Below are 20,891 nucleotides of genomic sequence, written 5' to 3' on the forward strand. Positions count from 1 at the left end.
GTGCCGTGGGTGGGTGGGGGTTGCGGATGGCTGCCCTCGTCTCCTCTAGCGCCGGACGGGCTGGAGTAGCGGGGCCGGCGTTCAGGGTGCCGTGGGTGGGCGGGGGTGCGGAGGCTGCCCTCGTCGTCAAACGCCGGACAGGCTGGAGTGCCGGCCCGGCGTCCAGGTGCCGTGGGTGGGCGGGGGTTGAGGATGGCTGCCCTCGCATCCTCAAGCGCCGGACGGGCTGAAATGCCCGGACCCGGCGTTGAAGGCGCTGACGGCGCGCGAGCGCAGCCCCCTCCAGCCGCAAGAAACGCGCTGGCCGGATTGGTTAACTCCGGGGAAATTCACGGCGTATCCCAGGGCAACCCCCTCCCCCTCCGGTGAGTCCTACTGGGCGGCGTGGATGAGATCTTGAAAGTTCAGGGCCTCTCCACTCCTCAACTGCCCGCCAGATTCACGGAGATGACGTGCCTTCACCTTCCCAGCGCCGCAACCTCCTCTCCCGTCGGAGCCGTCTCGGTCTCGCCACCGGCGTTGCTCTCGCCGCCGGTCTGCTGACCGTCCCCGCCGCCGGCGCCGCCACCGGGGCCGCTCCTGCTGCGCCCGGCACGAAGGGGCTGCACGACGACTTCAACGGTGACGGCTACTCCGACCTCGCGGTCGCGGCGCCCGGGGCGACCGTCGACGGGAAGGCGAAGGCCGGGTACGTCGCCGTGGTGTACGGGTCGGCGAGTGGGCTGAAGACCGCCTCCAAGCAGGTCCTCAGCCAGAACACGGCCGGCGTCACCGACTCCGCCGAGACGGAGGACCTGTTCGGCAGCGCGGTGAGCAGCGCCGACCTCGACCGGGACGGGTACGCGGACCTGATCGTCGGCGTGAGCGGTGAGGACTCCGTCGAGGGCGGTGCCGAGACGGGGCTCGTGCAGGTCCTGTGGGGCGGGGTGAACGGGCTGTCCGGCGGGGCGGCGCTGGCGTACGGGCGCGAGACCTATGACCGGCTCAGCGCCAAGGGGCAGCTGACCGTCGGTGATGTGAACGGTGACGGGGCGCCGGACCTGGTCGTCGTCGAGAGCCAGGTCAAGCTGCGGGTCATCAAGGGCCCCTTCGGCCGCGACGGTTCCGCGAGCGGCGGGGAGCAGATCGTCCTGGACGACTCCGACCCCCGCTTCCTGGACCTGGCCACCGGCGACGTGAACGGTGACGGCATCGACGACGTCGTCGGCACCATGCACGACGGTGACGAGTACGACGCCCGCCGTGTCACGTACTGGCGGGGCACGCGGGACGGGCTCGCCGAGGGGATCGTGCTGCGTGACGCCAGGGACTGGCGGGTGCAGGGCGGCGAGTCCCTCGACCTCGGTGACGTGAACGGGGACGGGTACGAGGACATCGTCGTGGGCCGTTCCGTCGACGGCTACGACAGCGACCTCGACACCCCGATCCCCACGGGCGGCCGGGTCGCCTTCATACCGGGCTCCGCGAACGGGCCCGTCGGTACGAAGGCGATGTACGTCAACCAGGACAGCGCCGGAGTCCCGGGTGCCGCCGAGCGCGGCGACGGCTTCGGCACCGACGTCTCCGTCGCCGACGTCGACGGCGACGGGTACGCCGACGTCTCCGCAGGTGTGCCCGGCGAGGACTTCGACGGGCTGAGCGACGCCGGCGGCGTTGTCGTACTGCGCGGTGGCGCGAACGGTCTGACCGGCACCGGTGCGAACGGGGTCAACCAGGCCACCGCGGGCGTGCCGGGAGCGGCGGAGACCAAGGACGCCTTCGGCGGCGCCACCCGCCTTGTGGACGCCGACCACGACGGCCGCGCGGAACTCGTCGTCGGCGCACCGGGGGAGAACGCGAACGCCGGGTCGGTGTGGGTGTTCAGGTCCACCTCGGCCGGCATCACCCCGACCGGCTCGTTCACCTTCGGCGCCGGGACCCTCGGCACGGTAGCGGCTAACGCCCGGCTGGGCTCCGGGTTCAACTACTGATCGAGGACGATTCACCCGCTGATCGACCGACAGACCCGTTGCGGCAAAGGCACCTTGCCGTGCCGCAGCGGGTCTTCCGTTGTCTCTCTAGTTGTCATGCACGCGAAGCTCACAGTTCAGCAGCCGGACCGCCCTCGGGCGTGAGCATCCGAAGTGTCCAAGAGGCCAGCGAGGCAGGGGAGTTCGCCGAATGACCGGTGTTTCCGGATCCGTATCGCCCGACCGACGCCGCTTTCTGACCGCGGGTGCCGCGGTGCTCGGCGCCGCGGCCTCCGCCCAGCTGTGGCTGCCGGGCGCCGCCCGGGCCGCCGAAACCCCGCTGCCCGACGGCGTGTTCAGCCTCGGTGTCGCCTCCGGTGACCCGCTGCCCGACGGCATCGTGCTGTGGACGCGCCTGGCCCCGGACCCGCTGAACGGCGGCGGCATGCCCGATCGCGTGGTGTCCGTCGAGTGGGAGATCGCCGAGGACGAGCGGTTCCGTAAACCGGTGCGCCGCGGGGTCGCCCAGGCCCGGCCCGAGCTGGGGCACAGCGTTCACGTCGACGTACGACGGCTGCGCCCGGGCCGCACGTACTGGTACCGCTTCCGCACCGGCGGACAGCTCTCGCCCACCGGCCGGACCCGCACCGCGCCCCACGCGACGAGCTCCGGCGGCCGGCTGCGCATGGCGCTGGCCTCCTGCCAGAACTGGCAGCACGGCTACTTCACGCCGTACGCCGACATGCGCGACCAGGACCCCGACTTCGTCCTGTTCGTCGGGGACTACATCTACGAGTCCACGCCGTCGGCGACGGGTGTGCGCCGGCACGAGGGCTCGGGTGAGCCGTACAGCCTGGTCCAGTACCGCAACCGCTACGCCCAGTACCGCACCGACCCGGACCTCGCCGCGATGCACGCGAACGCGCCCTGGGTGGTCACCTTCGACGACCACGAGGTCGACAACGACTTCGCCGGCGAGATCCCGCAGGACCCGGACAAGCAGCCGCACGACGCCTTCGTGGCGCGGCTGACCGCGGGCTACCAGGCGTTCTACGAGCACATGCCGGTCCGCGCGAGCGCCATCCCGAACGGCCCGCACATCCAGATGTACCGCCGCCTGGAGTTCGGCCGTCTTGCCCGGCTCAGCGTGCTGGACACCCGGCAGTACCGCAGCGACCAGGTCACCAGCCAGGAGGCGGCCCAGGACCCCTCGCTCACCATGCTCGGCGCCGAGCAGAAGCAGTGGCTGGTCGACGGGCTGCGCCACTCGCCGGCCCGCTGGAACATGATCGGCTCGCAGATCATGATGGCCGAGACCGACCTCAAGGTCGGCGAGGGCAAGCTCTGGTACTACGACGCCTGGGACGGCTACCAGGTCGAACGCAACGCCCTGATGCAGGAGTTGAAGCAGGTCCGCAACCCGGTCGTGTTCACCGGCGACCGTCATCTGACGATGATCAGCGACCTCAAGGAGGACTACGCCGACCCGGGCTCGGACGTCGTGGGCGCGGAGTTCGTCGGTACGTCCATCTCCAGCAACGGCGACCAGGACCAGGCGGCCTTCCACAAGGAGTGGGACCCGCGCCTGCCGGACAACCCGCACTGGAAGCTCCTCGACGCCCATCGCGGATACCACCTCTTCGACATCCGCCGCGACGGCATCGACGCGCAGGTGCGGATCGTGGACACGGTGCGCGCACAGACGGCGACGCCGAGCACGCTGGCCCGGCTGCGGGTCGAGTCGGGCGAGCCGGGCGTCGAGGTCGTGTAACTCCCGCAACCCCTGTCCCTTCCGTAACGCCTGCTGGAGGACCTGGGACTCATCCGTGTCCCAGGTCACTCTCAGCGCTCTCACAGCAAGCTCTCTTACCGTCCTCTGACCATGGAGACGGACTGTACGAGAGATGGACTCCCGGTCAACGGCAGCGTGATCACCCCGCTCGCCACCGGGACCCGCCTGCTGCACATCGGCCCGCACAAGACGGGCACCACCTCGATCCAGGGCGCCCTGTTCGAGGCGAGGACCGAGATGGCCCGGCACGGCGTTGAGTGGCCGGCCGCCACCCGGCACCCCATGGAGGCGGTCCTGGCCGCCTGCGCCCGCACCGGCATGATGGGCGACCCCGCGCCCACCGAGCGGCACTGGGAGCGGCTGCTGGAGCAGGTGCGCGCCACGGGCCGGCGTACGTCCGTGATCAGCAGCGAGTTCTTCGCCGACGCCCCCGACGACGACACCGTCGAGCGGATCGTCGAGCAGCTCGGCGGCGAGCGTGTGCACGTCCTGGTCACGCTGCGCCCGCTCGCGCGGATCATGCCCTCGCAGTGGCAGCAGTACGTGCAGAACGGCCTGCGCATGGGCTACGAGGACTGGCTGGAGCACTTGCTCAGGAAGCCGCCGTACGACAGGCCCACCCCCAGTTTCTGGCGCCGGCACCGGCATGACCGGCTCGTCGAGCGCTGGGCGCGGGTGGTCGGCGCGGAGCGGGTCACCGTCGTCGTGGTCGACGACCGGGACCGGGAGGGCCTGATGCGCACCTTCGAAGCGCTGCTCGGACTGCCCGCGCACCTGCTGCGGCCGATTCCGGACGCGGCGAATCGCTCGCTCACCCTCGCCGAGACCGAAATGCTGCGGAATCTTAATAAGGAATTCCGCGCCAATGAACTGCCCGAGGAGCTCTATTCGCAGCTCGTCCGGAACGGCGCCGTGATGCATATGAAGAACACGTGCGCTCCCGGTCCCGGTGACGTGAAGATCTGCACCCCGCAGTGGGCCGTCGAGGCCGCCGCCGGGACCGGTGCCGAAATGGCGGACCTGATCGGGTCGACAGGGGTGCGGATCATCGGCGACATGAGCCTTTTGTCCGCCGTGCAGCTGTCCGCCGTACAGCAGCCGGCGGCCAGGATCGACGCCGTGCCGCGCATCGCTCCCGAGGCGGCGGCGCATGCGCTGTACGGGGCGCTTGCCGCGGCGGCGGGCGCTCCCGTGCGGCATGCCGCGCCCGCCAGGTCGCGCACCGTTCACCAGACGTCGTCGAAGGAGCTCGTGCGGATACTCGGTCACCGTTGCCTCAAGCGGCTACGGCTTCGGTGAGCCTGTGTCGTTACTCACGGCAACCGCCGGGAACCTTCGGAGGGCTTCCTCGCAATGACCATGCGTACAAGGTGAATGACAGGTTGCGCGCACATATGCAGACGGGGACGCTCACCTTGCACTGCGGTAACCCCAAGTGGGACCATTTCCAAGTTCCCAGTCGCCACAAGGTAGGTCACCTGTGTCCCAGCACATAGCCAAGCCCCGTACCACCGCAGTGATCCTTGCGGGTGGTACCGGCCAGCGCGTGGGTCTGTCGATCCCCAAGCAGCTGCTGAAGATCGCCGGCAAGGCAGTCATCGAGCACACGTTGACCACCTTCGAGAAGGCCGACTCGATCGACGACATCATCGTGTTGATGGCGCCCGGTTACGTGCCGGACATCGAGAAGATCGTCGCCAAGGCCGGGTTCAAGAAGGTCAAGAAGATCATCGAGGGTGGCACGACCCGGAACGAGACGACCGAGCGCGCCATCGACGCCCTCGGCGAGGGCCTGGCCGAGGGCGAGGACCTGAACGTCCTCTTCCACGATGCCGTGCGCCCCCTGCTGTCACAGCGTGTCATCGACGACTGTGTCGTGGCGCTGGAGCGCTTCCAGGCCGTCGACGTCGCCATCCCGTCCGCGGACACCATCATCGTGACCCGCACGCACGGTGAGGACGGCGAGTTCATCACCGAGATCCCGGACCGCTCCCGGCTGCGCCGCGGCCAGACGCCGCAGGCGTTCAAGCTGTCCACGATCAAGCGGGCCTACGAGGTCGCCGCCGGTGACCCCAACTTCCAGGCCACGGACGACTGCTCCGTCGTGCTCAAGTACCTGCCGGACGTGCCGATCCACGTCGTCGCGGGTGACGAGTACAACATGAAGGTCACCCAGCCCGTCGACGTCTTCATCGCCGACAAGCTCTTCCAGCTGGCCTCCACAGCCACGCCCGAGCAGATCAGCGAAGAGGCCTACCGCGAGTTGCTGACCGGCAAGACCGTCGTCGTCTTCGGCGGGTCCTACGGCATCGGCAAGGACATCGCCGAACTCGCCGAGTCCTACGGCTCGAAGGTGTACGCGCTGGGTCGCTCCACCACCGGCACGCACGTGGAGAACCCGGAGGAGGTCGACGACGCGCTGTCCAAGGCGTACGCCGAGACCGGGCGCATCGACTACGTCGTCAACACCGCCGGCGTGCTGCGCATCGGCAAGCTCGCCGAGACCGACAACGCCACCATCGAGGAGGCGCTGAAGGTCAACTACCTCGCCCCGGTGCAGATCGCGCGGTCCTCGTACAAGTACCTGGCCGAGACCAAGGGCCAGCTGCTGCTGTACACCTCCAGCAGCTACACCCGCGGTCGCGCCGAGTACAGCCTGTACTCCTCGACCAAGGCCGCCATGGTGAACCTCACCCAGGCCCTGTCCGACGAGTGGGCCGGCGACGGCATCCGCGTCAACTGCATCAACCCGGAGCGCACCGCCACCCCGATGCGCACCAAGGCCTTCGGCCAGGAGCCCTCGGGCAGCCTGCTCTCCTCCGAGGCCGTCGCCCGCACGTCCCTCGACGTGCTGCTCTCCGAGCTGACCGGCCATGTGATCGACGTCCGCCAGCAGGACCCGACGGCGGCCGCCGGCAAGGCGTCCGGCTTCGAGCAGGCCCTTGCCAGTGTTCTGGACCGCCAGGACGGCATGGCATAATCAGCAGTCAATAGCCTTATGGAATTCAGGCCTCTGCGATTCTTCGTTCACGAAGAATTCACAGGGGCCTGAGTCCTTCCCCCGTCAGACCGGCCCCTCTCCCTGAGCAGGTTCTCCGTGATATCCACCGCTATTCGCGTCGCCCGGGTGGGCAGCGCGGCCGAGCTGGCCGCGGCGGCCCTCATGATGCTGGGCTTCCCGGCACTCATGCTGGCCGCGCTCGTCCCGAGCGTCCCCGCCTTCGCGGCCGCGGCCGCCGTGACGTACCTGGCGGACCACTTTCTGCACCGCAAGGGCAGCTATCTGGTCAACCGCCTGAGCAAGGTGCGGGCAGGTCTGTCGATCCGTTTCCTGATCAGGCAGCTGCTGCTGATCCTGCTGCTGGCCCGGCTCGGCCTCGCGGACGACCTGATCTACTACGGCGCGATCGCCTGCTTCATCGCCTTCTACGGCCTTCAGGCCCCGCACGGCGCGCTGGTCACCCTGATCCGCAACCGCCGCCGTATGCCGGTCGCCACCCGCAACGTCGACCTCGCCTCGCGCATCCGCATCCCGGACGCCCCGCCGCGCAGGCTGCTGCACCGCTCCGCCGAGAAGATGCTGCACCTCGACCTCGTGGCCGTCGCCGGCATCCTCGTCTCCGCGTCCCTGGAGTCGGCCGTGGTCGGCTTCATCGGCATCGGCATCACGGTGGGCCTGGGCTGCCTGTACGTGCTGGCGCTCGTGCCGTACGTCCGTGGCGCGAAGGTCCCGCCGAACGCCGACACCGTGCTGGCCGCCGTCGACGACTGGCTGGGCGAGTACCGGCCCGAGACGGTGCTGTACTTCTCCGGCTCCAAGGACTCCGCGTACCAGGTCAACATGTGGCTGGAGACCATGGAGCAGCTGGACTCCCAGCCGCTGATCATCCTGCGTGAGCGCGTCATCCTGAACAACCTCGCGCCCACCACGGTCCCCGTCATCTGCGTGCCCGGCGGTGTGCACCTGATGAACCTGGACCTGTCGAACGTGCGCGTCGCGCTGTACGCGGCGAACGTCGGCAAGAACATCCACCTGCTGCGCGTCCCGACCATGAAGCACGTCTTCATCGGCCACGGCGACAGCGACAAGCTGGCCAGCGTCAACCCGTACAGCAAGGTCTACGACGAGGTGTGGACCGCCGGCCGCGCGGGCCGCGACCGGTACGCCATCGCCGACGTCGGTGTCCGCGACGCCGACATCGTCGAGGTCGGCCGCCCGCAGCTGGCGCCGATCCAGGGCTGGAGCGGTGTCCCCGAGGGCCGGATCCCGACCGTGCTGTACGCGCCGACCTGGGAGGGCTGGGACGGCAACCCCGGCAACACCTCGATCGTGCTGGCCGGCGAGTCGATCGTGAAGAAGCTCGTGTCGGCCGACCCGCCGGTCCGCGTCCTGTACAAGCCGCACCCGTTCACCGGCACCGTCAGCAAGGAGGCCGGCGCCGCGCACCGGCGGATCATCGCCCTGGTCGAGCAGGCCGCCGCCGAGCGGATCACCGACGCGCGCTTCACGGCCGACACCGCCACGCCGACCGCCGCCAAGGCCGAGCTGGCCCGCATCGAGGCCCGGCTCGCCGAGCTGTCCGGGAAGGGCAACGGGAAGGGCAACGGCAACGCCAAGGGTGACGAGGCCGAGGCCACCCGTGACGGCCTCGTCGACATCGTCAGGCACGAGGAGGTCGCCCGGCTGCGCGCCGAGTGGAACACCGCGTACTGGCGCTCCTTCCCCGGCCACGAGCACCGCGTCATCACGGGCCCCGAACCGCGCCTGTACGACTGCTTCAACGTCTCGGACGCGATGGTCTCCGACATCTCCAGCGTGGTCTCCGACTTCATCGCCAGCGGCAAGCCGTACGCCGTCACGGACTCCGCCGAGCTGGGCGTGGAGGAGTTCAAGCGGGCGAACACCGCGGTGCGCGCCGCGACGATCCTGTCCAACAGCGCGGCCGAGCTGGGTGAGTTGCTGGACGCCGTACGGGATCCGGCCGCCGATGCGCTGGCCGGGGACCGCGAGGAGCTCAAGCGGTACCTGCTCGGCCCGGACGAGCCGACGTCCATCGACCAGTTCAACACCGCGGTGGCCAATCTCGCGATCAAGGCCGAGACGCGCAACGTCGGCCAGGATTCCCGGGCGTCGGCCGGAGCCGACATGGACCCCGAGCCCGAGCCCGACCCCGTGCCGGCGACCGTGCCCGTGCCGCGGGGGGCGGCGGGCGAAGACGATGTGACGGCCTGACCCGCCCGCAGCGGCGCGAACCGACGGCGCGGCCCCCGAGGAACCTTCCTCGGGGGCCGCGCCGTTTCTGCGCGCGGCCGCATCGCTTCTGAGTGGCCCATTCCGCTTCCCGAATCACGTGAGCCCATGTCAGTTCGCGATGTGATCTGGCCCACCAAAGCACCGGCCTGAGGCAACCGCTTGCAACACCCAGCCGTCTATCAAGTAGTGAATGAGGCGATACGGGGGAAATATCCCGTTGACAAGGGGGAAACGTGACCGTCACGCAGCCTGATGTGACTGTGATCATCGGGGCGTACGAAGCGATGCCGTACCTGGTCGAGTGCCTGGCTTCCGTCGAGGCACAGACCATCGGCCCAGGGCGCATCGAGGTCATCGCCGTCGACGACGGTTCGACGGACGGCACGGGGGAGTGCCTGGAGGAGTTCGCCGCCCGCGCGGCGATGCCGGTCACCGTGATCCGGCAGGAGAACTCGGGCGGCCCCAGCGGCCCGCGCAACGTCGGTCTGGGGAAGGCCGCCGGGCGTTTCGTCTTCTTCCTGGACGCCGACGACCGGCTGGGCCCCGAGGCCCTGGAGCGCATGGTCGCGATGGCCGACAGGAACGGCACGGACGTGGTGCTCGGCCGCATCGAGGGGGTCAACCGCACCGCGCCCAAGTCGATGTGGGGCAAAACGCTGGACCGTACGGACGTCTTCTCCTCGAACATCAAGTTCACGCTGAGCGCGCAGAAGCTGTTCCGCCGTGACCTGCTGACCCGGCACGACATGCGCTTCGACGAGTCCCTGTGGACCGGCGAGGACGCGCTGTTCACGATGGAGGCCTATCTGCGGGCGGACGGCGTCTCCGTGGTCGCCGACCACACCTGCTACTACCTGGTGGGCCGCGACGACGGCAAGCACGTGACCAAGAGCGGCGGCTACACCCTGCGCTTCGACTCCGCGCGCGCCCTGATGAACCTGATCGCCGAGCACGTCCCGGCGGGCCCGCGGCGTGACCAGCTCATGCTCCGCCCCTTCCTCATCACCCTGCTGCCGCAGTTCGGGCCCCAGTACGCCAAGGACAGCGAGAAGGTCCGGCAGCGCAAGCTCGAACTCGCGGGGCCCCTCATGGACGCCTACTGGACCCCCGGCATCGCCGGCCGGCTCAAGGTCCACGAGCGGCTGCGGCTGCACCTGGTCGCCGACCGGCGCCCCGAACTCCTGCTGTCCGTCGTGGAGTTCGTCAAGGCCAAGAAGCAGGCGGCGGCCCTCCTGGAGAAGAAGGGCCGCCGGGTCTACCTCGCCTACCCGCACTTCCGGGACGCCACGGCCGGAGTACCCGACTCCGTGTACCTCGCCGAACCGCGCGAGGCCCGTGCCTTCCCCGGATACCGGGAGGGCGGCGTGGACTCGTTCCTGCGGCGTGCGGTGCGCAAGGCGCGCCGGACGCTGAGGTCCTCGGGCGGGGCTACGCCGGGTGGGCGGGCCGCTGCGGCGTGAAGGACCGTCGCTGATCGGGGATCTCGGGGGTCTCCGCCGCCAGCCGCTCCTCCATCCGTGCGCGGTGCTCTCCGGCCGCCGAACACAGTGACTGCACGGCCTCGTTGAAGCGCACCTGTGACGTCGGCTCGTCCGGCCCCAGCAGGTGCTGCTTCAACTCCGCCCGGGCCTCGCCCAGTTGGTCCTTCTCGGGCTGCCGCACCGCGTCCAGCAGCTCCGCCATCCCGGCCGCGTCCGGCGTCAGCACCGTCCCCGCGCGCACGGTCGGGAAGGCCTTGCGGAACACGTCCTCCGCGAGGCCGCTGGTGTTCGCCACGGCGTACGGCTTCCCGCTCGCCAGGAAGTCGCTGATCACGCTGGACACATCGCTGATGAGCAGGTCCGCCTCGTTGAAGCAGGCGTACAGCGTCGGCCGGGCGGCCGTGACGACCTGGTGCTCCCACTCCGGCAGCGAGGCCCAGTACGCCTCCTCCCAGGCTGTCGTCGCCCGCGCCACCGCCTCCGCCCGCCCCGGCTCCGGCGCCGACTGCAGCAGCATCCGCTCGGCCTGATCGGCGGACTCCCGCACGGCGGTCGTGGTGAGCCGGTCCAACTCCTCGGTACGAAGAGCGAGTTCACCGGTGTCCCGCGGGCGCTCGCCGGTCCGCTCCCGGTTCGCCGCCGTGATCAGCTCGCGGATGCGCAGATCGGCAGCCCCCGCGCGCGGATCCACCGACCCCGTCAGCGGATGCGGCTTGTACAGCAGCCGTACGCCCGCATCCGCGAGCAGCGCCCGTACGAGGTTCTCGCCGGCCTCGATCACCGAGGTGTTGCCGGGGTTGCCGTCCCAGCCCTCCCAGGTCGGCGCGTACAGCACCGTTGTGTACGCCCCGCTCGGCGGGCCCGCGTACGGCCGGACGTCGTCCAGCTGCGGGCGGCCGATCTCCACGACGTCCTTGTCCTCGACGCCGACCTCGGCGTACGCGTACCGCTCGCGCGCCGCCGGACCGGCCACCCACACCTCGTCGTAGGCCTTCGCGTACGGGTTGCAGGACGACAGCTTGTCGCTCTCCCCGTGGTTGACGAAGGTGTGCTTGAGCGTGGGGATGCGCAGGACCTGGGAGGTCTTGCCGGAGTTCGAGGGGTGGATGAGGACCTGGAGCGAGGACTCCTCCAGGCGCATCAGCGTGGAGACCTTCGGCAGGCACAGGACCGGCACGTCGGTCGGCGCGATCTTCTGCACCATGAACCGCTCGCGCAGCACGATCAGCGGCCGTCCGTCCAGCTTCGCCAGCGGCTCCAGCCACATGTTCGCCTGATACGCCGAGGACGCCCCGCCGGAGAAGTAGAGCCCGACCGTCGGCCGGTACTCCGCCAGCCAGGCGTCGAGCCACTCCAGCGTCTCCCGCTCACCCGCCGGGCGACGGCGCGGCAGCACCCGTACGAGAAGGTCGTACAGGCCCACCAGGGCCAGGCCCAGGGAGAGGGCGATGCCCAGGGCCGCGCAGCGGGGGTCGTCGGTGGCCGCCGTGGCCAGCAGGCCGGCCGTGGCCGGGAGGCCGAAGACCAGCAGGCGGGGCCCCGGGCGGCGCAGCAGGATGGGCGGGGCGGGGGACAGGCGCAGGGCGGCGGCGTCGATGTTGCGGGTGACCACCGGCAGCGTGCGGGTGCGGCGGACCAGCACCGACAGCGCCTGGATCGCGCAGTGCAGGACGTAGAAGGCGAGCAGACCCGCGACCAGCGGGGTGTACACCGGCTCCCGGTGCTGCTCGCCCAGCCGCAGCAGGCACACCACGAGCAGCAGGTCCCGCAGCACATGCCGCACGGTGATGTCCGCGTGCGATTTGGCGAACACCGACAGCATGCCGCGCTGCCAGCGCAGCAGCACGCCCTCGACGGCGAGGGACAGGGCCGTCGCGCCGAGCAGCAGCGGGACGTGCGGGCGCAGCGCCGCCACGGCCTGGGCACAGAAGGCGGCGGCCAGGAGAGCCGTGACGAGCGCTCTCGCCGGGATGCGGGACAGGGGTGCGAGCAACTGCGGTCACTCCAAGATCGGCGCGGGACGCGGGCGTCGGGTTACGGGTCGTGGTGCGCCCGGGTTAACGCGCGGCGGCCTGCGGACGACACGCATGTGTCCTGGGGGCCTGGAGTGACCGTCGCTGCCGGGTGCCCGGCCGTCGCCGTGGCGGCCGGAGACGCCGGCTCCCTACCGTCCCGATTGCAGCGCCCTGCGGATCGGGCCGCCCACCACGCGGCGGGCCCGGCGGTAGACGGACGCCGTCGGCACCGCCGCGCCCCCCTTGGCGGTGCGGGCCAGGTCGCGCCGCAACCGGTCGTTGTCCGTGGCGAGTTCGGTGATACGGCTCTGCAGCCAGCCGAACCTGGTGGTGAGCGAGGTCAGGTCGGCGTCGTTCCAGGGGCGGATGCCCGCCGGGAAGGACAGCGACTTCATGCGCTCGTCGAAGGCGGCGCCGCCGTCGCCGTGCGTGAACGTGTTCTCCAGGCCGTTCCTGTCCAGGAACGCCGTGAACCGCTCGAACCGCTCCTGGTGGCCGCTCATCAGGGCACCGAAGTCGGCCTCCTCGTACAGCGCCGCGGGGTCCGGGTCCTCGGTCAGTTTGTCGATCCGGCGGTGCGGGATGTCGAAGTAGCGGCACAGTTCGAGCGTGCGCGAGTCGCCGCACAGCACGGTCGCCGGCGTGCCCGCCAGCAGCGCGGCGATGTTGCCGTGGATGCGGGAGCCGAAGGAGAAGTCGAACGTGCGCAGGTCGTCGATCCAGGTGACCGGGTCGACGTAGACGCGGACCTTGTCCTCCCGGTACATCGGGTGGTCGGGGTGCGTCGGCATCGCGGTCACCATGCCGTTCGGGTCGGACAGGTCCCGCCAGTGCAACTGCCGTGCGTCACTGAGGTTCTGGCCGATGAAGCGCAGGTACGGGTAGCGGGCGTGGGCGCGGGCGATGACCCGGTCCAGGCCCTGCGACTTCACCGCGCTGTGCGAGCCGTTGACCGCGATCCGGGAGCCGGCGCCGAGGATGGGCTCCCGCTTGGTGACGGTGAGCTCCTTGCCGTACAGGAACAGCGACGGGCAGCCGATGACCTCGACGTCCCGGAACCCCAGGTCCTTCAGGTACTTCTCGGTGAACTCGCCGCGCACCCCGATCGAGGCGCTGCGGTCGAGCACGGCGGAGACGAACTCGCGCACCGCGGGCTCGATGCCCTTCAGCCGTGCCGCGTTGTAGCCGAGCCCGGCCTGCGCCCCGACCCCCACCACGACCACGGGAATCCGCAGCTTGGTGATCAGCCGCGTCAGCCGCTTCAGCTGCCCCTCGAACGAGGGTCGGAACGCGTTCGCGAGGGGGACGACGAAAGCGTCGTACTCCTCGTTGATCCGGCCCGCCGCCGAGACATCGGTGCGGATGCCGTTCGAGACGACCTCGGTGTGCGAGGTCTGAAGGATCTTGTGGGTGGCGTCGCTGAAGATCAGGTTGCCGGAGTTGGTGGCGATGACGTCCCGATGGAGGGCCTCCTCGATGGAGACGACGTCGTAGGGACTCTTGCCCGAACGGAGGAGAAGCCGCTTCGCGCGGGGAACGTGGTGAGCATCGTGTGGCACAGCGTTCAACATAAGTTTGCGCGGTCTTTTACTTCTACGGGCAACCAGCGCAACCTTTTTGCCGTATGCAACGCGTGAGCACGTGGTCACCGCCCGGCTGTCCGGGGGCTGGAATCGCCGCGCGCCGCACGATCCTCTTCGCGTAGATTGCCGGGCAGGGAACCGGACGTACGCGAGGGGAAAGAACACAGGTGGCAGGGGCAAGGCAGGGTGTGCGCGAGGCCCGCAGGATCGTCGTCAAGGTGGGGTCCTCGTCGCTGACCACCGCGTCCGGCGGCCTGGACGCCGACCGCGTCGACGCGCTCGTCGACGTCCTCGCGAAGAGCCGCAGCGGTGGGCAGAGAGAGGTCGTCCTCGTCTCCTCCGGCGCCATCGCCGCCGGTCTCGCCCCGCTGGGCCTGCGTCGCCGCCCCAAGGACCTGGCCCGCCAGCAGGCCGCCGCCAGCGTCGGCCAGGGCCTCCTCGTCGCCCGCTACACCGCCTCCTTCGCCCGCCACGGCGTCCGCGTCGGCCAGGTCCTGCTGACCAGCGACGACATGAGCCGCCGCGCCCACCACCGCAACGCCTCCCGCACCCTCGACAAGCTCCTCGCGATGGGCGCCTTCCCGATCGTCAACGAGAACGACACCGTTGCCACGGACGAGATCCGCTTCGGCGACAACGACCGGCTCGCGGCGCTCGTGGCGCATCTGGTGCGGGCCGACCTGCTGGTGCTGCTGTCCGATGTGGACGGCGTGTACGACGGCGACCCCAGCAAGCCCGGGACCTCGCGGATAGCGGAGGTGCACGGTCCGCAGGATCTGGCGGAGGTGGAGATCGGCAGCGCGGGCCGGGCCGGGGTCGGCACCGGCGGCATGGTCACCAAGGTCGAGGCCGCCCGGATCGCGGCCGCCGCGGGCATCCCGGTCGTCCTCACCAGCGCGATCCACGCCGCCGAGGCGCTGCACGGCGGTGACACCGGCACCTACTTCCACGCCACCGGCAAGCGCTCCGCCGACCGCCTGCTGTGGCTCCAGCACGCCTCCACCCCGCAGGGCTCGCTGACCCTGGACGACGGCGCGGTACGGGCGGTCGTCGAACGCCGGATGTCCCTGCTGCCGGCCGGGATCGCCGCCGTCGAGGGCGAGTTCAGCGCGGGCGACCCGGTCGAGCTGCGCGACAGCGCGGGTCACGCGGTCGCACGCGGTCTCGTCAACTTCGACGCCAAGGAGATGCCGCAACTGCTCGGGCGGTCGACGCGGGAGCTGGCGCGGGAGCTGGGCGCGGAGTACGAGCGGGAGGTCGTGCACCGGGACGACCTGGTGATCCTGGAGCCGTAGAGCCGGGTGATCCCGGAGCCGTGGAGCTCGGTCATCCTGGAGATCCGGGCCCTGGTGATCCCAGAGTTCTGAGCGCCCTCTGGTGCTCAGGGTGCCGAAAACAGGGGGAACGCCCCGTTGCCTACGTCGCCCTCAGGTGGACGTTCCGCAAAACCGCCCCGCGAGCCCTTGCGGCCTGCTCAACTTTGTCTACGGGACACATTCCGCACGACCACCGAGTCGATCACTGCGTAAAGGAGGCCGTCGTGAGACGAGTGCGCCCTGGGACGGCGTCCCGCAGTGCCGGTGGGGCCTCGTCCCGTGCGGCCGGTGAGGAGCGCGCCTTGACGAGCGTCGCGGCCGGCGACCGCTACCAGGAGCCCAAGGACCTGCCCCGCCTGTGGCACGTCACCCTCAGCGTCTCCGGCCAGGAGGCCCCGCTGAAGGAGGTGCGGCGCGCTCTCGAACAGCTCGCCCACGACCACCCCTTTCTGCTGACCAGCCGCTACGCGGGCGACCACGCCGAGATCCGCTACTGGGAAGAGGCCCGCGACCTGCACGACGCCGCCGCGGTCGCCCTGCGCCTGTGGGGCGAGCACCGGCAGAGCGCGGGGCTCCCGCCCTGGGAGATCGTCGGCCTGGAGGTCATCGACCGCGAGACCTACCACCTGCGGCTCGCGGAAGGCTCCGGACCACCGCCGGCGACTCCGGTGGGTGTCCACCCGTTCTAGCGCGTTACGGCGCCCGGTGGCGTGCGGCGGGGCGGGCGAACGAGGGCGAGGGCCGCGTTTCGGTTCCGTCTCGCGGTTCGGAACATACGATGGACCGTCCTCGCAGGCGCACTACCCTTCTTTCATGACCACGCTTTCGCCGTACGACTCCATGTCCCCGGTCAACAGGGCCGCCTACCGCGCCAAGGCCGCCGCCGCCGACCTCGCCCCGCTGCCGCGGGCCGAGAAGGACGACGCGCTGCTCGCCATCGCGGACGCCCTGGAGGTCCGTACGAGCGAAATCGTCGAGGCCAACGCCAAGGACATCGCCAAGGCCCGCGAGGCCGGCACCAGCGAGGCGATCATCGACCGGCTGACGCTGACGCCGGAGCGCGTGCGGGCCATCGCCTCCGACGTGCGGGACGTCGTCGCGCTGCCCGACCCGGTCGGTGAGGTCGTGCGCGGCTCGACCCTCCCCAACGGCATCGACCTGCGCCAGGTCCGCGTCCCGCTGGGCGTCGTCGGGATCATCTACGAGGCCCGCCCGAACGTCACCGTCGACGCCGCCGCCCTCTGCCTGAAGTCCGGCAACGCCGTACTGCTGCGCGGCTCGGCCTCGGCGTACGAGTCGAACAGCGCACTCGTCCGGGTGATCCGCGACGCCGTGGGCGGGGCCGGGCTGCCCGCCGACGCCGTGCAGCTGGTGCCCGGGGAGAGCCGCGAGAGCGTGCGCGAGCTGATGCGGGCCCGAGGGCTCGTCGACGTGCTGATCCCGCGCGGCGGCGCCTCGCTGATCCAGACGGTGGTCACCGAGTCCATCGTCCCGGTGATCGAGACCGGCACGGGCAACTGCCACGTCTACGTCGACGCCCACGCCGACCTCGACATGGCGATCGAGATCCTGATCAACTCCAAGGCCCACCGCGTCAGCGTCTGCAACGCCGCCGAGACCCTCCTCGTCCACCAGGACATCGCCCCGGAGTTCCTGCCGCGTGCCCTGGACGCCCTCGCGGAGGCCGGGGTGACCGTGCACGCCGACGAGAGGGTCATGGCGTACGGCAAGGACTCCAAGGCGACCGTCGTCGAGGCGACCGCCGAGGACTGGGAGACCGAGTACCTGTCGTACGACATCGCCGCCGCGGTTGTCGACTCGCTGGACAAGGCCGTCGAGCACATCCGCCTGTGGACCTCCGGCCACACCGAGGCCATCGTCACCACCTCGCAGCAGGCCGCCCGCCGCTTCACCCAGCTGGTCGATTCCACGACGGTCGCGGTGAACGCGTCCACCCGCTTCACGGACGGCGGCCAGTTCGGCTTCGGTGCGGAGATCGGCATCTCCACGCAGAAGCTGCACGCCCGCGGGCCGATGGGGCTGCCCGAGCTGACCAGCACGAAGTACATCGTCACCGGCGACGGGCACGTACGGCGCTGACCCGTACGGCGTAGGGGCGCGCGGCCAGGGCATATGCGTCAGACACGCGCCCCCGGACAGCCTCCGTGCCGCACGACAGGTGTCTCACCAGGCAGATGAATTTCCATACCGTCTGCCCAAATTGACCCCCCAGGTCTACTCTGGAGCCGTGCCGGAGGACGTGGGGGGCACGCCGTTCCCTGACGGCTGGGAGCCCGACGACGACCACGACCGCGGGGTGTCGGACGAAGAGTTCGCCTCCGTGGTCTTCGACGAGGCCTTCGTGCGAGCGGCCGTGGTGCACGAGCCGACCGCCGTCGAGCGCCTCCTGGCCGCCGCCCAGGCGAGAGCGGAGGCCTCCGAGGCGGAAGCCCGCCGGACACACGGCCGGGGCGAGCGGTACGACGACGGGTACGGCCGCGACGGCCGTGCCTCTTTCGGCCGTGATCCCGAGCTGGACGATCTGGACGACACGGACATCCTGGAAGGCCGCTACGGCGCCCCCGGGACGTACGGCAAACAGGTCCGCTGGCACCGTCCCGTGGCCTGGATGCTCGCCCTCGTGATGGGCATCGGCATGGTCGCGCTGGCCTTCACGGCGGTCTACCGCGGTGCCTCCTCCAGCGGCCGGGAGCAGGTCCCGGCGCCCGCGTCGACCGGGCTGGAACAGGGCAGCGGAGCGGCTCCATCCGCCTCCGCCGACCACTCCCAGCCGGCCATCTCGGCGACCCCGCGCACGCCCTGATCGGACCCGGTCGAATGACCCGATCGATGGCCTGAACGCCACGGAGAGCTGTCTGACGGTCCTGGTGAGAACCTGTCAGAACTTGTCGTGCGGCAGGGCGTTTACCTGAGCTCCCGGCGACCTACCCTGAAGATATGGGAGGGCCAGGAGACCCACCCGAGGGGACACCCGAGGGCGGCCCCGGAGGTGGCGAGGACGAGTACCGATCCGTCGTCTTCGACGAGTCGTTCGTCCGTGCTGCCCGCCTCCAGGAGTTCTCGGCACAGGAGCGCATCGCCGACCACGCCCCCGCCGTGCGACGCCGTGCACCACTGCGGCGCGGCCTGTCCCGGCAGGCACTGATCCTGGTCCTGTTGATCGCCGTGGCCTTCGGTACGGCGATCTACATGGGTGTACGGCACCCCTACCAGACCCCGGCGAACTCCGGACCGCCCGCCGAGCCGCTGCGCATGACCGTCATCCCCCTCGCCCCGGAGGGCAAGGTGCCCGGGGCGAGCAGCACGGAGAACCTGTACGCGCGCAGCCCCGCCGCTCAGTTCCGGCTCGGTGCGGAGGGCATACCGCTGCCGGCCGCCCGCCGTACCGCGCACTTCTCGGACAGCCAGGTGACGAACGCGCTGAGCATCGCCAAGGACTACATCGTGCGCTCCTCGCTGTATCCCGAGGTGCTCACAGGTGAGCAGGTCCGTCCGGTGCGGGTGCTGCTCGATCCCGACCAGCTGGACCAGTTCGACCAGAGCTTCAGGCAGCCTGCCGCGGACGGGCGGCATGCGCCGACCGGGTGGCTGGTGCGCTTCGACCCCTCCCAGGCCGAGCTGGCGGATCGCAAGATCCGGGTGCAGGGGACGCTGCAGGCGGCGGAGACGGACTCGTCCACGCTCGAGGTCACGGCCGATCACACGTTTGTGTACGCGCTGCGGGCGGTGCAGGCGGGGGCCGGGGAGAAGGCGGCCGAGGCCTCGCTGTTCACCGTGCGGCGGGAGCTGCACTTCCGGTTCGACCGGGAGGACCTGCGGCTGCATCAGGCCCAGCTGGTCGTGTCCTACGTGCAGGCGGGGCCGCTGTCGTGCGCCGAGGACTCCACGAACCGGCTGCATCCGCTGCTGGCCGGGCAGACGGCTAAGGAGGGTGGCCCTGCGGGGACCGACCCCTACGCCACGGGTGGGGCGACGGCGCTGTGCGGGTCGCTGGCTACGGGGTCCCAGCCGAAGGTTTGAGCGTGGGGGTTTTTCTCGCCCCCGCCGCCCCTACCCTTCCCGTCCTCCAGGGGCTCCGCCGCCCCTTCGACCCCGACTCCTGGGGCTGCCGCCCCCAGACCCCCGCTGTCGGCCTGAACGGCCTCGTCCTCAAGCGCCGGACGGGCTGGAGTGTCTGGACCGGCGCCGAAAGGGACCGCTGGTGTGCGGGGGCAGCGAATGCCCGGGCCTGCGCCGAGAGGCGGACGTCGGCCGTCAGCTGGTGGCCGTGCCGTCCCCGCCGGTGTCGTCGCGCCTCGGCTCGTCGTTCGGGGGTGCGCTTGTGAAGCCGCCGAAGCCTCGGCGTACGCGGCCGCCCAGGTCGCCGGCGCCGCCCGCAATGTCCGTGACCAGCTTCATCAGGGGGTCCTTGGAGGACTTCACGTGGGTGGCGTAGTGGGAGGCGGACTCGCGGAAGGAGTCGGTGACCGAGGTGTCCTTGTCCTCGTCGCGGCGCGGGTAGTGGCCGTCCATGATCCGCTGGTAGTCGCGGGACTCGGCCCACTTCTTCAGCTCGGCCGCGCGGACCGTGGTGAAGGGGTGGGAGCGGGGCAGGACGTTCAGGATCTTCAGGACCGAGTCGCGCAGGTCGCCGCCCGCCTCGTACTCCTCGGCCTGCTTCAGGAACGCGTCCACGTTCATCTCGTGCAGATGGTGGCCGCCCGCGAGCTTCATCAGGCCGCGCATGGACGACTGGAGGTCCTGGCCGACCAGCAGGCCGGCGCGGTCGGCGGAGAGCTCCGACTTGCGGAACCACTCACGCAGCGCCGTCACGATCGCCATGATCGCGATGTTGCCCAGGGGGATCCAGGCGACCCGGACCGCCAGGCTGGTGAGGAAGAGCAGGATCGTGCGATAGACCGAGTGGCCGGAGAGGGCATGGCCCACCTCGTGGCCGACGACCGCCCGCATCTCCTCCTCGTCGAGCAGCTCGACCAGGCCCGTCGTGACCACGATGATCGGCTCGTCCAGGCCGATGCACATCGCGTTCGGCACCGGGTCCTGGTTGACGTACATCGGCGGGACCTTCTCCAGGTCCAGGATGTAACAGGCGTCCCGCAGCATGTCGTTGAGGTGCGCGAACTGCTGGTCCGACACCCGCACCGAGTCGGACAGGAAGAGCAGCCGCAGACTGCGCTCGGGGAGCAGGCCGCTCAGGGCCTTGAAGACCGTGTCGAAGCCGCTGAGCTTGCGCAGGGCCACCAGGGCCGAGCGGTCCGCCGGGTGTTCGTACGCACGCGAGGAGATCCCCGGGAAACGCCTGCGCTGCCTGCTCGGTACGTTCTCGTGCCCGGTGTGCTCGTGGCCTTCGGACATGTCTTCCCCCATGTGCGTCTGGATGGCTCTCTGCGGCCCTTTGCGGAGCCTTGTTCCGCCCTTTGCGCCCCCGAAGCAGAGCCCAGCCTAGGCGGAGTTACCGTGGACGGGCACTACAGCGAAGG

The 20,891-nt window shown here is 70.4% G+C and carries 14 protein-coding genes; 11 read left to right on the top strand and 3 right to left on the bottom strand.

Annotated features, from left to right (window positions below; all coding sequences use genetic code 11):
- Nucleotides 1–452: 452 nt before the first annotated feature.
- From OHO27_RS27695 to OHO27_RS27720, 6 genes are all read left to right on the top strand, one after another.
- A complete protein-coding gene (locus OHO27_RS27695) occupies nucleotides 453–1,970 on the top strand; it encodes an FG-GAP-like repeat-containing protein (RefSeq protein WP_328427676.1) in 1,518 nt (505 codons plus the stop codon).
- 190 nt (nucleotides 1,971–2,160) lie between these two features.
- Nucleotides 2,161–3,720, top strand: a complete 1,560-nt coding sequence (locus OHO27_RS27700) for an alkaline phosphatase D family protein (protein WP_328427677.1) — start codon at nucleotides 2,161–2,163, stop codon at nucleotides 3,718–3,720.
- 111 nt (nucleotides 3,721–3,831) lie between these two features.
- The gene (locus OHO27_RS27705; RefSeq protein WP_328427678.1) at nucleotides 3,832–5,040 is read left to right on the top strand and encodes a hypothetical protein; all 1,209 of its coding nucleotides are present in this window, start codon (nucleotides 3,832–3,834) and stop codon (nucleotides 5,038–5,040) included.
- A gap of 181 nt (nucleotides 5,041–5,221) precedes the next feature.
- Nucleotides 5,222–6,721 carry a bifunctional cytidylyltransferase/SDR family oxidoreductase gene (locus tag OHO27_RS27710; protein ID WP_328427679.1) on the top strand — a complete coding sequence of 500 codons (1,500 nt, stop codon included), beginning with the start codon at nucleotides 5,222–5,224 and terminating at the stop codon, nucleotides 6,719–6,721.
- Nucleotides 6,722–6,868: 147 nt separating this feature from the next.
- Complete coding sequence (locus OHO27_RS27715) at nucleotides 6,869–8,974, top strand: hypothetical protein (protein ID WP_328430574.1); 2,106 nt, start codon at nucleotides 6,869–6,871, stop codon at nucleotides 8,972–8,974.
- 254 nt (nucleotides 8,975–9,228) lie between these two features.
- The gene (locus OHO27_RS27720; RefSeq protein WP_328427680.1) at nucleotides 9,229–10,455 is read left to right on the top strand and encodes a glycosyltransferase family 2 protein; all 1,227 of its coding nucleotides are present in this window, start codon (nucleotides 9,229–9,231) and stop codon (nucleotides 10,453–10,455) included.
- On the opposite strand, the gene OHO27_RS27725 is transcribed toward OHO27_RS27720, so the two are convergent.
- Together OHO27_RS27725 and OHO27_RS27730 are read right to left on the bottom strand one after the other, a co-directional pair.
- Nucleotides 10,424–12,469, bottom strand: coding sequence for a hypothetical protein (locus tag OHO27_RS27725; RefSeq protein WP_328427681.1), 2,046 nt, complete (start codon nucleotides 12,467–12,469; stop codon nucleotides 10,424–10,426). The two genes, OHO27_RS27720 and OHO27_RS27725, sit on opposite strands and share 32 nt — an antisense overlap.
- Nucleotides 12,470–12,640: 171 nt before the next feature.
- Nucleotides 12,641–14,062 (bottom strand): polysaccharide pyruvyl transferase family protein, encoded by a 1,422-nt coding sequence (locus OHO27_RS27730; protein ID WP_328427682.1) that lies wholly within the window; start codon nucleotides 14,060–14,062, stop codon nucleotides 12,641–12,643.
- A 200-nt stretch (nucleotides 14,063–14,262) separates the two neighbouring features.
- Here OHO27_RS27730 and proB point away from each other — a divergent pair, with 200 nt between their 5' ends.
- From proB to OHO27_RS27755, 5 genes are all read left to right on the top strand, one after another.
- The gene (proB, locus tag OHO27_RS27735; protein WP_328430575.1) at nucleotides 14,263–15,369 is read left to right on the top strand and encodes a glutamate 5-kinase; all 1,107 of its coding nucleotides are present in this window, start codon (nucleotides 14,263–14,265) and stop codon (nucleotides 15,367–15,369) included.
- Between the two features lie 254 nt (nucleotides 15,370–15,623).
- Nucleotides 15,624–16,079, top strand: a complete 456-nt coding sequence (locus OHO27_RS27740; protein ID WP_328430576.1) for a hypothetical protein — start codon at nucleotides 15,624–15,626, stop codon at nucleotides 16,077–16,079.
- 124 nt (nucleotides 16,080–16,203) lie between these two features.
- The gene (locus tag OHO27_RS27745) at nucleotides 16,204–17,490 is read left to right on the top strand and encodes a glutamate-5-semialdehyde dehydrogenase (protein ID WP_328427683.1); all 1,287 of its coding nucleotides are present in this window, start codon (nucleotides 16,204–16,206) and stop codon (nucleotides 17,488–17,490) included.
- A gap of 148 nt (nucleotides 17,491–17,638) precedes the next feature.
- The gene (locus OHO27_RS27750) at nucleotides 17,639–18,214 is read left to right on the top strand and encodes an SCO2584 family spore wall biosynthesis protein (protein WP_443059611.1); all 576 of its coding nucleotides are present in this window, start codon (nucleotides 17,639–17,641) and stop codon (nucleotides 18,212–18,214) included.
- A gap of 134 nt (nucleotides 18,215–18,348) precedes the next feature.
- The gene (locus tag OHO27_RS27755) at nucleotides 18,349–19,431 is read left to right on the top strand and encodes an SCO2583 family membrane protein (protein WP_328427685.1); all 1,083 of its coding nucleotides are present in this window, start codon (nucleotides 18,349–18,351) and stop codon (nucleotides 19,429–19,431) included.
- Nucleotides 19,432–19,665: 234 nt separating this feature from the next.
- Here OHO27_RS27755 and OHO27_RS27760 read toward each other — a convergent pair whose 3' ends face one another.
- The gene (locus tag OHO27_RS27760) at nucleotides 19,666–20,778 is read right to left on the bottom strand and encodes a M48 family metallopeptidase (protein WP_443059612.1); all 1,113 of its coding nucleotides are present in this window, start codon (nucleotides 20,776–20,778) and stop codon (nucleotides 19,666–19,668) included.
- Between the last annotated feature and the right edge of the window lie 113 nt (nucleotides 20,779–20,891).

Origin of the sequence: Streptomyces sp. NBC_00443, assembly GCF_036014175.1 — a bacterium.
Taxonomy (GTDB): Bacteria; Actinomycetota; Actinomycetes; order Streptomycetales; family Streptomycetaceae; genus Streptomyces.

Bases quoted from the DNA above. Each gene is read 5' to 3' on its own strand.
- OHO27_RS27700 (WP_328427677.1), top strand. From the start codon at position 2,161: ATGACCGGTGTTTCCGGATCCGTATCGCCCGACCGACGCCGCTTTCTG.
- OHO27_RS27745 (WP_328427683.1), top strand. From the start codon at position 16,204: ATGACCACGCTTTCGCCGTACGACTCCATGTCCCCGGTCAACAGGGCC.
- OHO27_RS27730 (WP_328427682.1), bottom strand. From the start codon at position 14,062: ATGTTGAACGCTGTGCCACACGATGCTCACCACGTTCCCCGCGCGAAG.
- OHO27_RS27760 (WP_443059612.1), bottom strand. From the start codon at position 20,778: ATGGGGGAAGACATGTCCGAAGGCCACGAGCACACCGGGCACGAGAAC.
- OHO27_RS27755 (WP_328427685.1), top strand. From the start codon at position 18,349: ATGGGAGGGCCAGGAGACCCACCCGAGGGGACACCCGAGGGCGGCCCC.
- OHO27_RS27705 (WP_328427678.1), top strand. From the start codon at position 3,832: ATGGAGACGGACTGTACGAGAGATGGACTCCCGGTCAACGGCAGCGTG.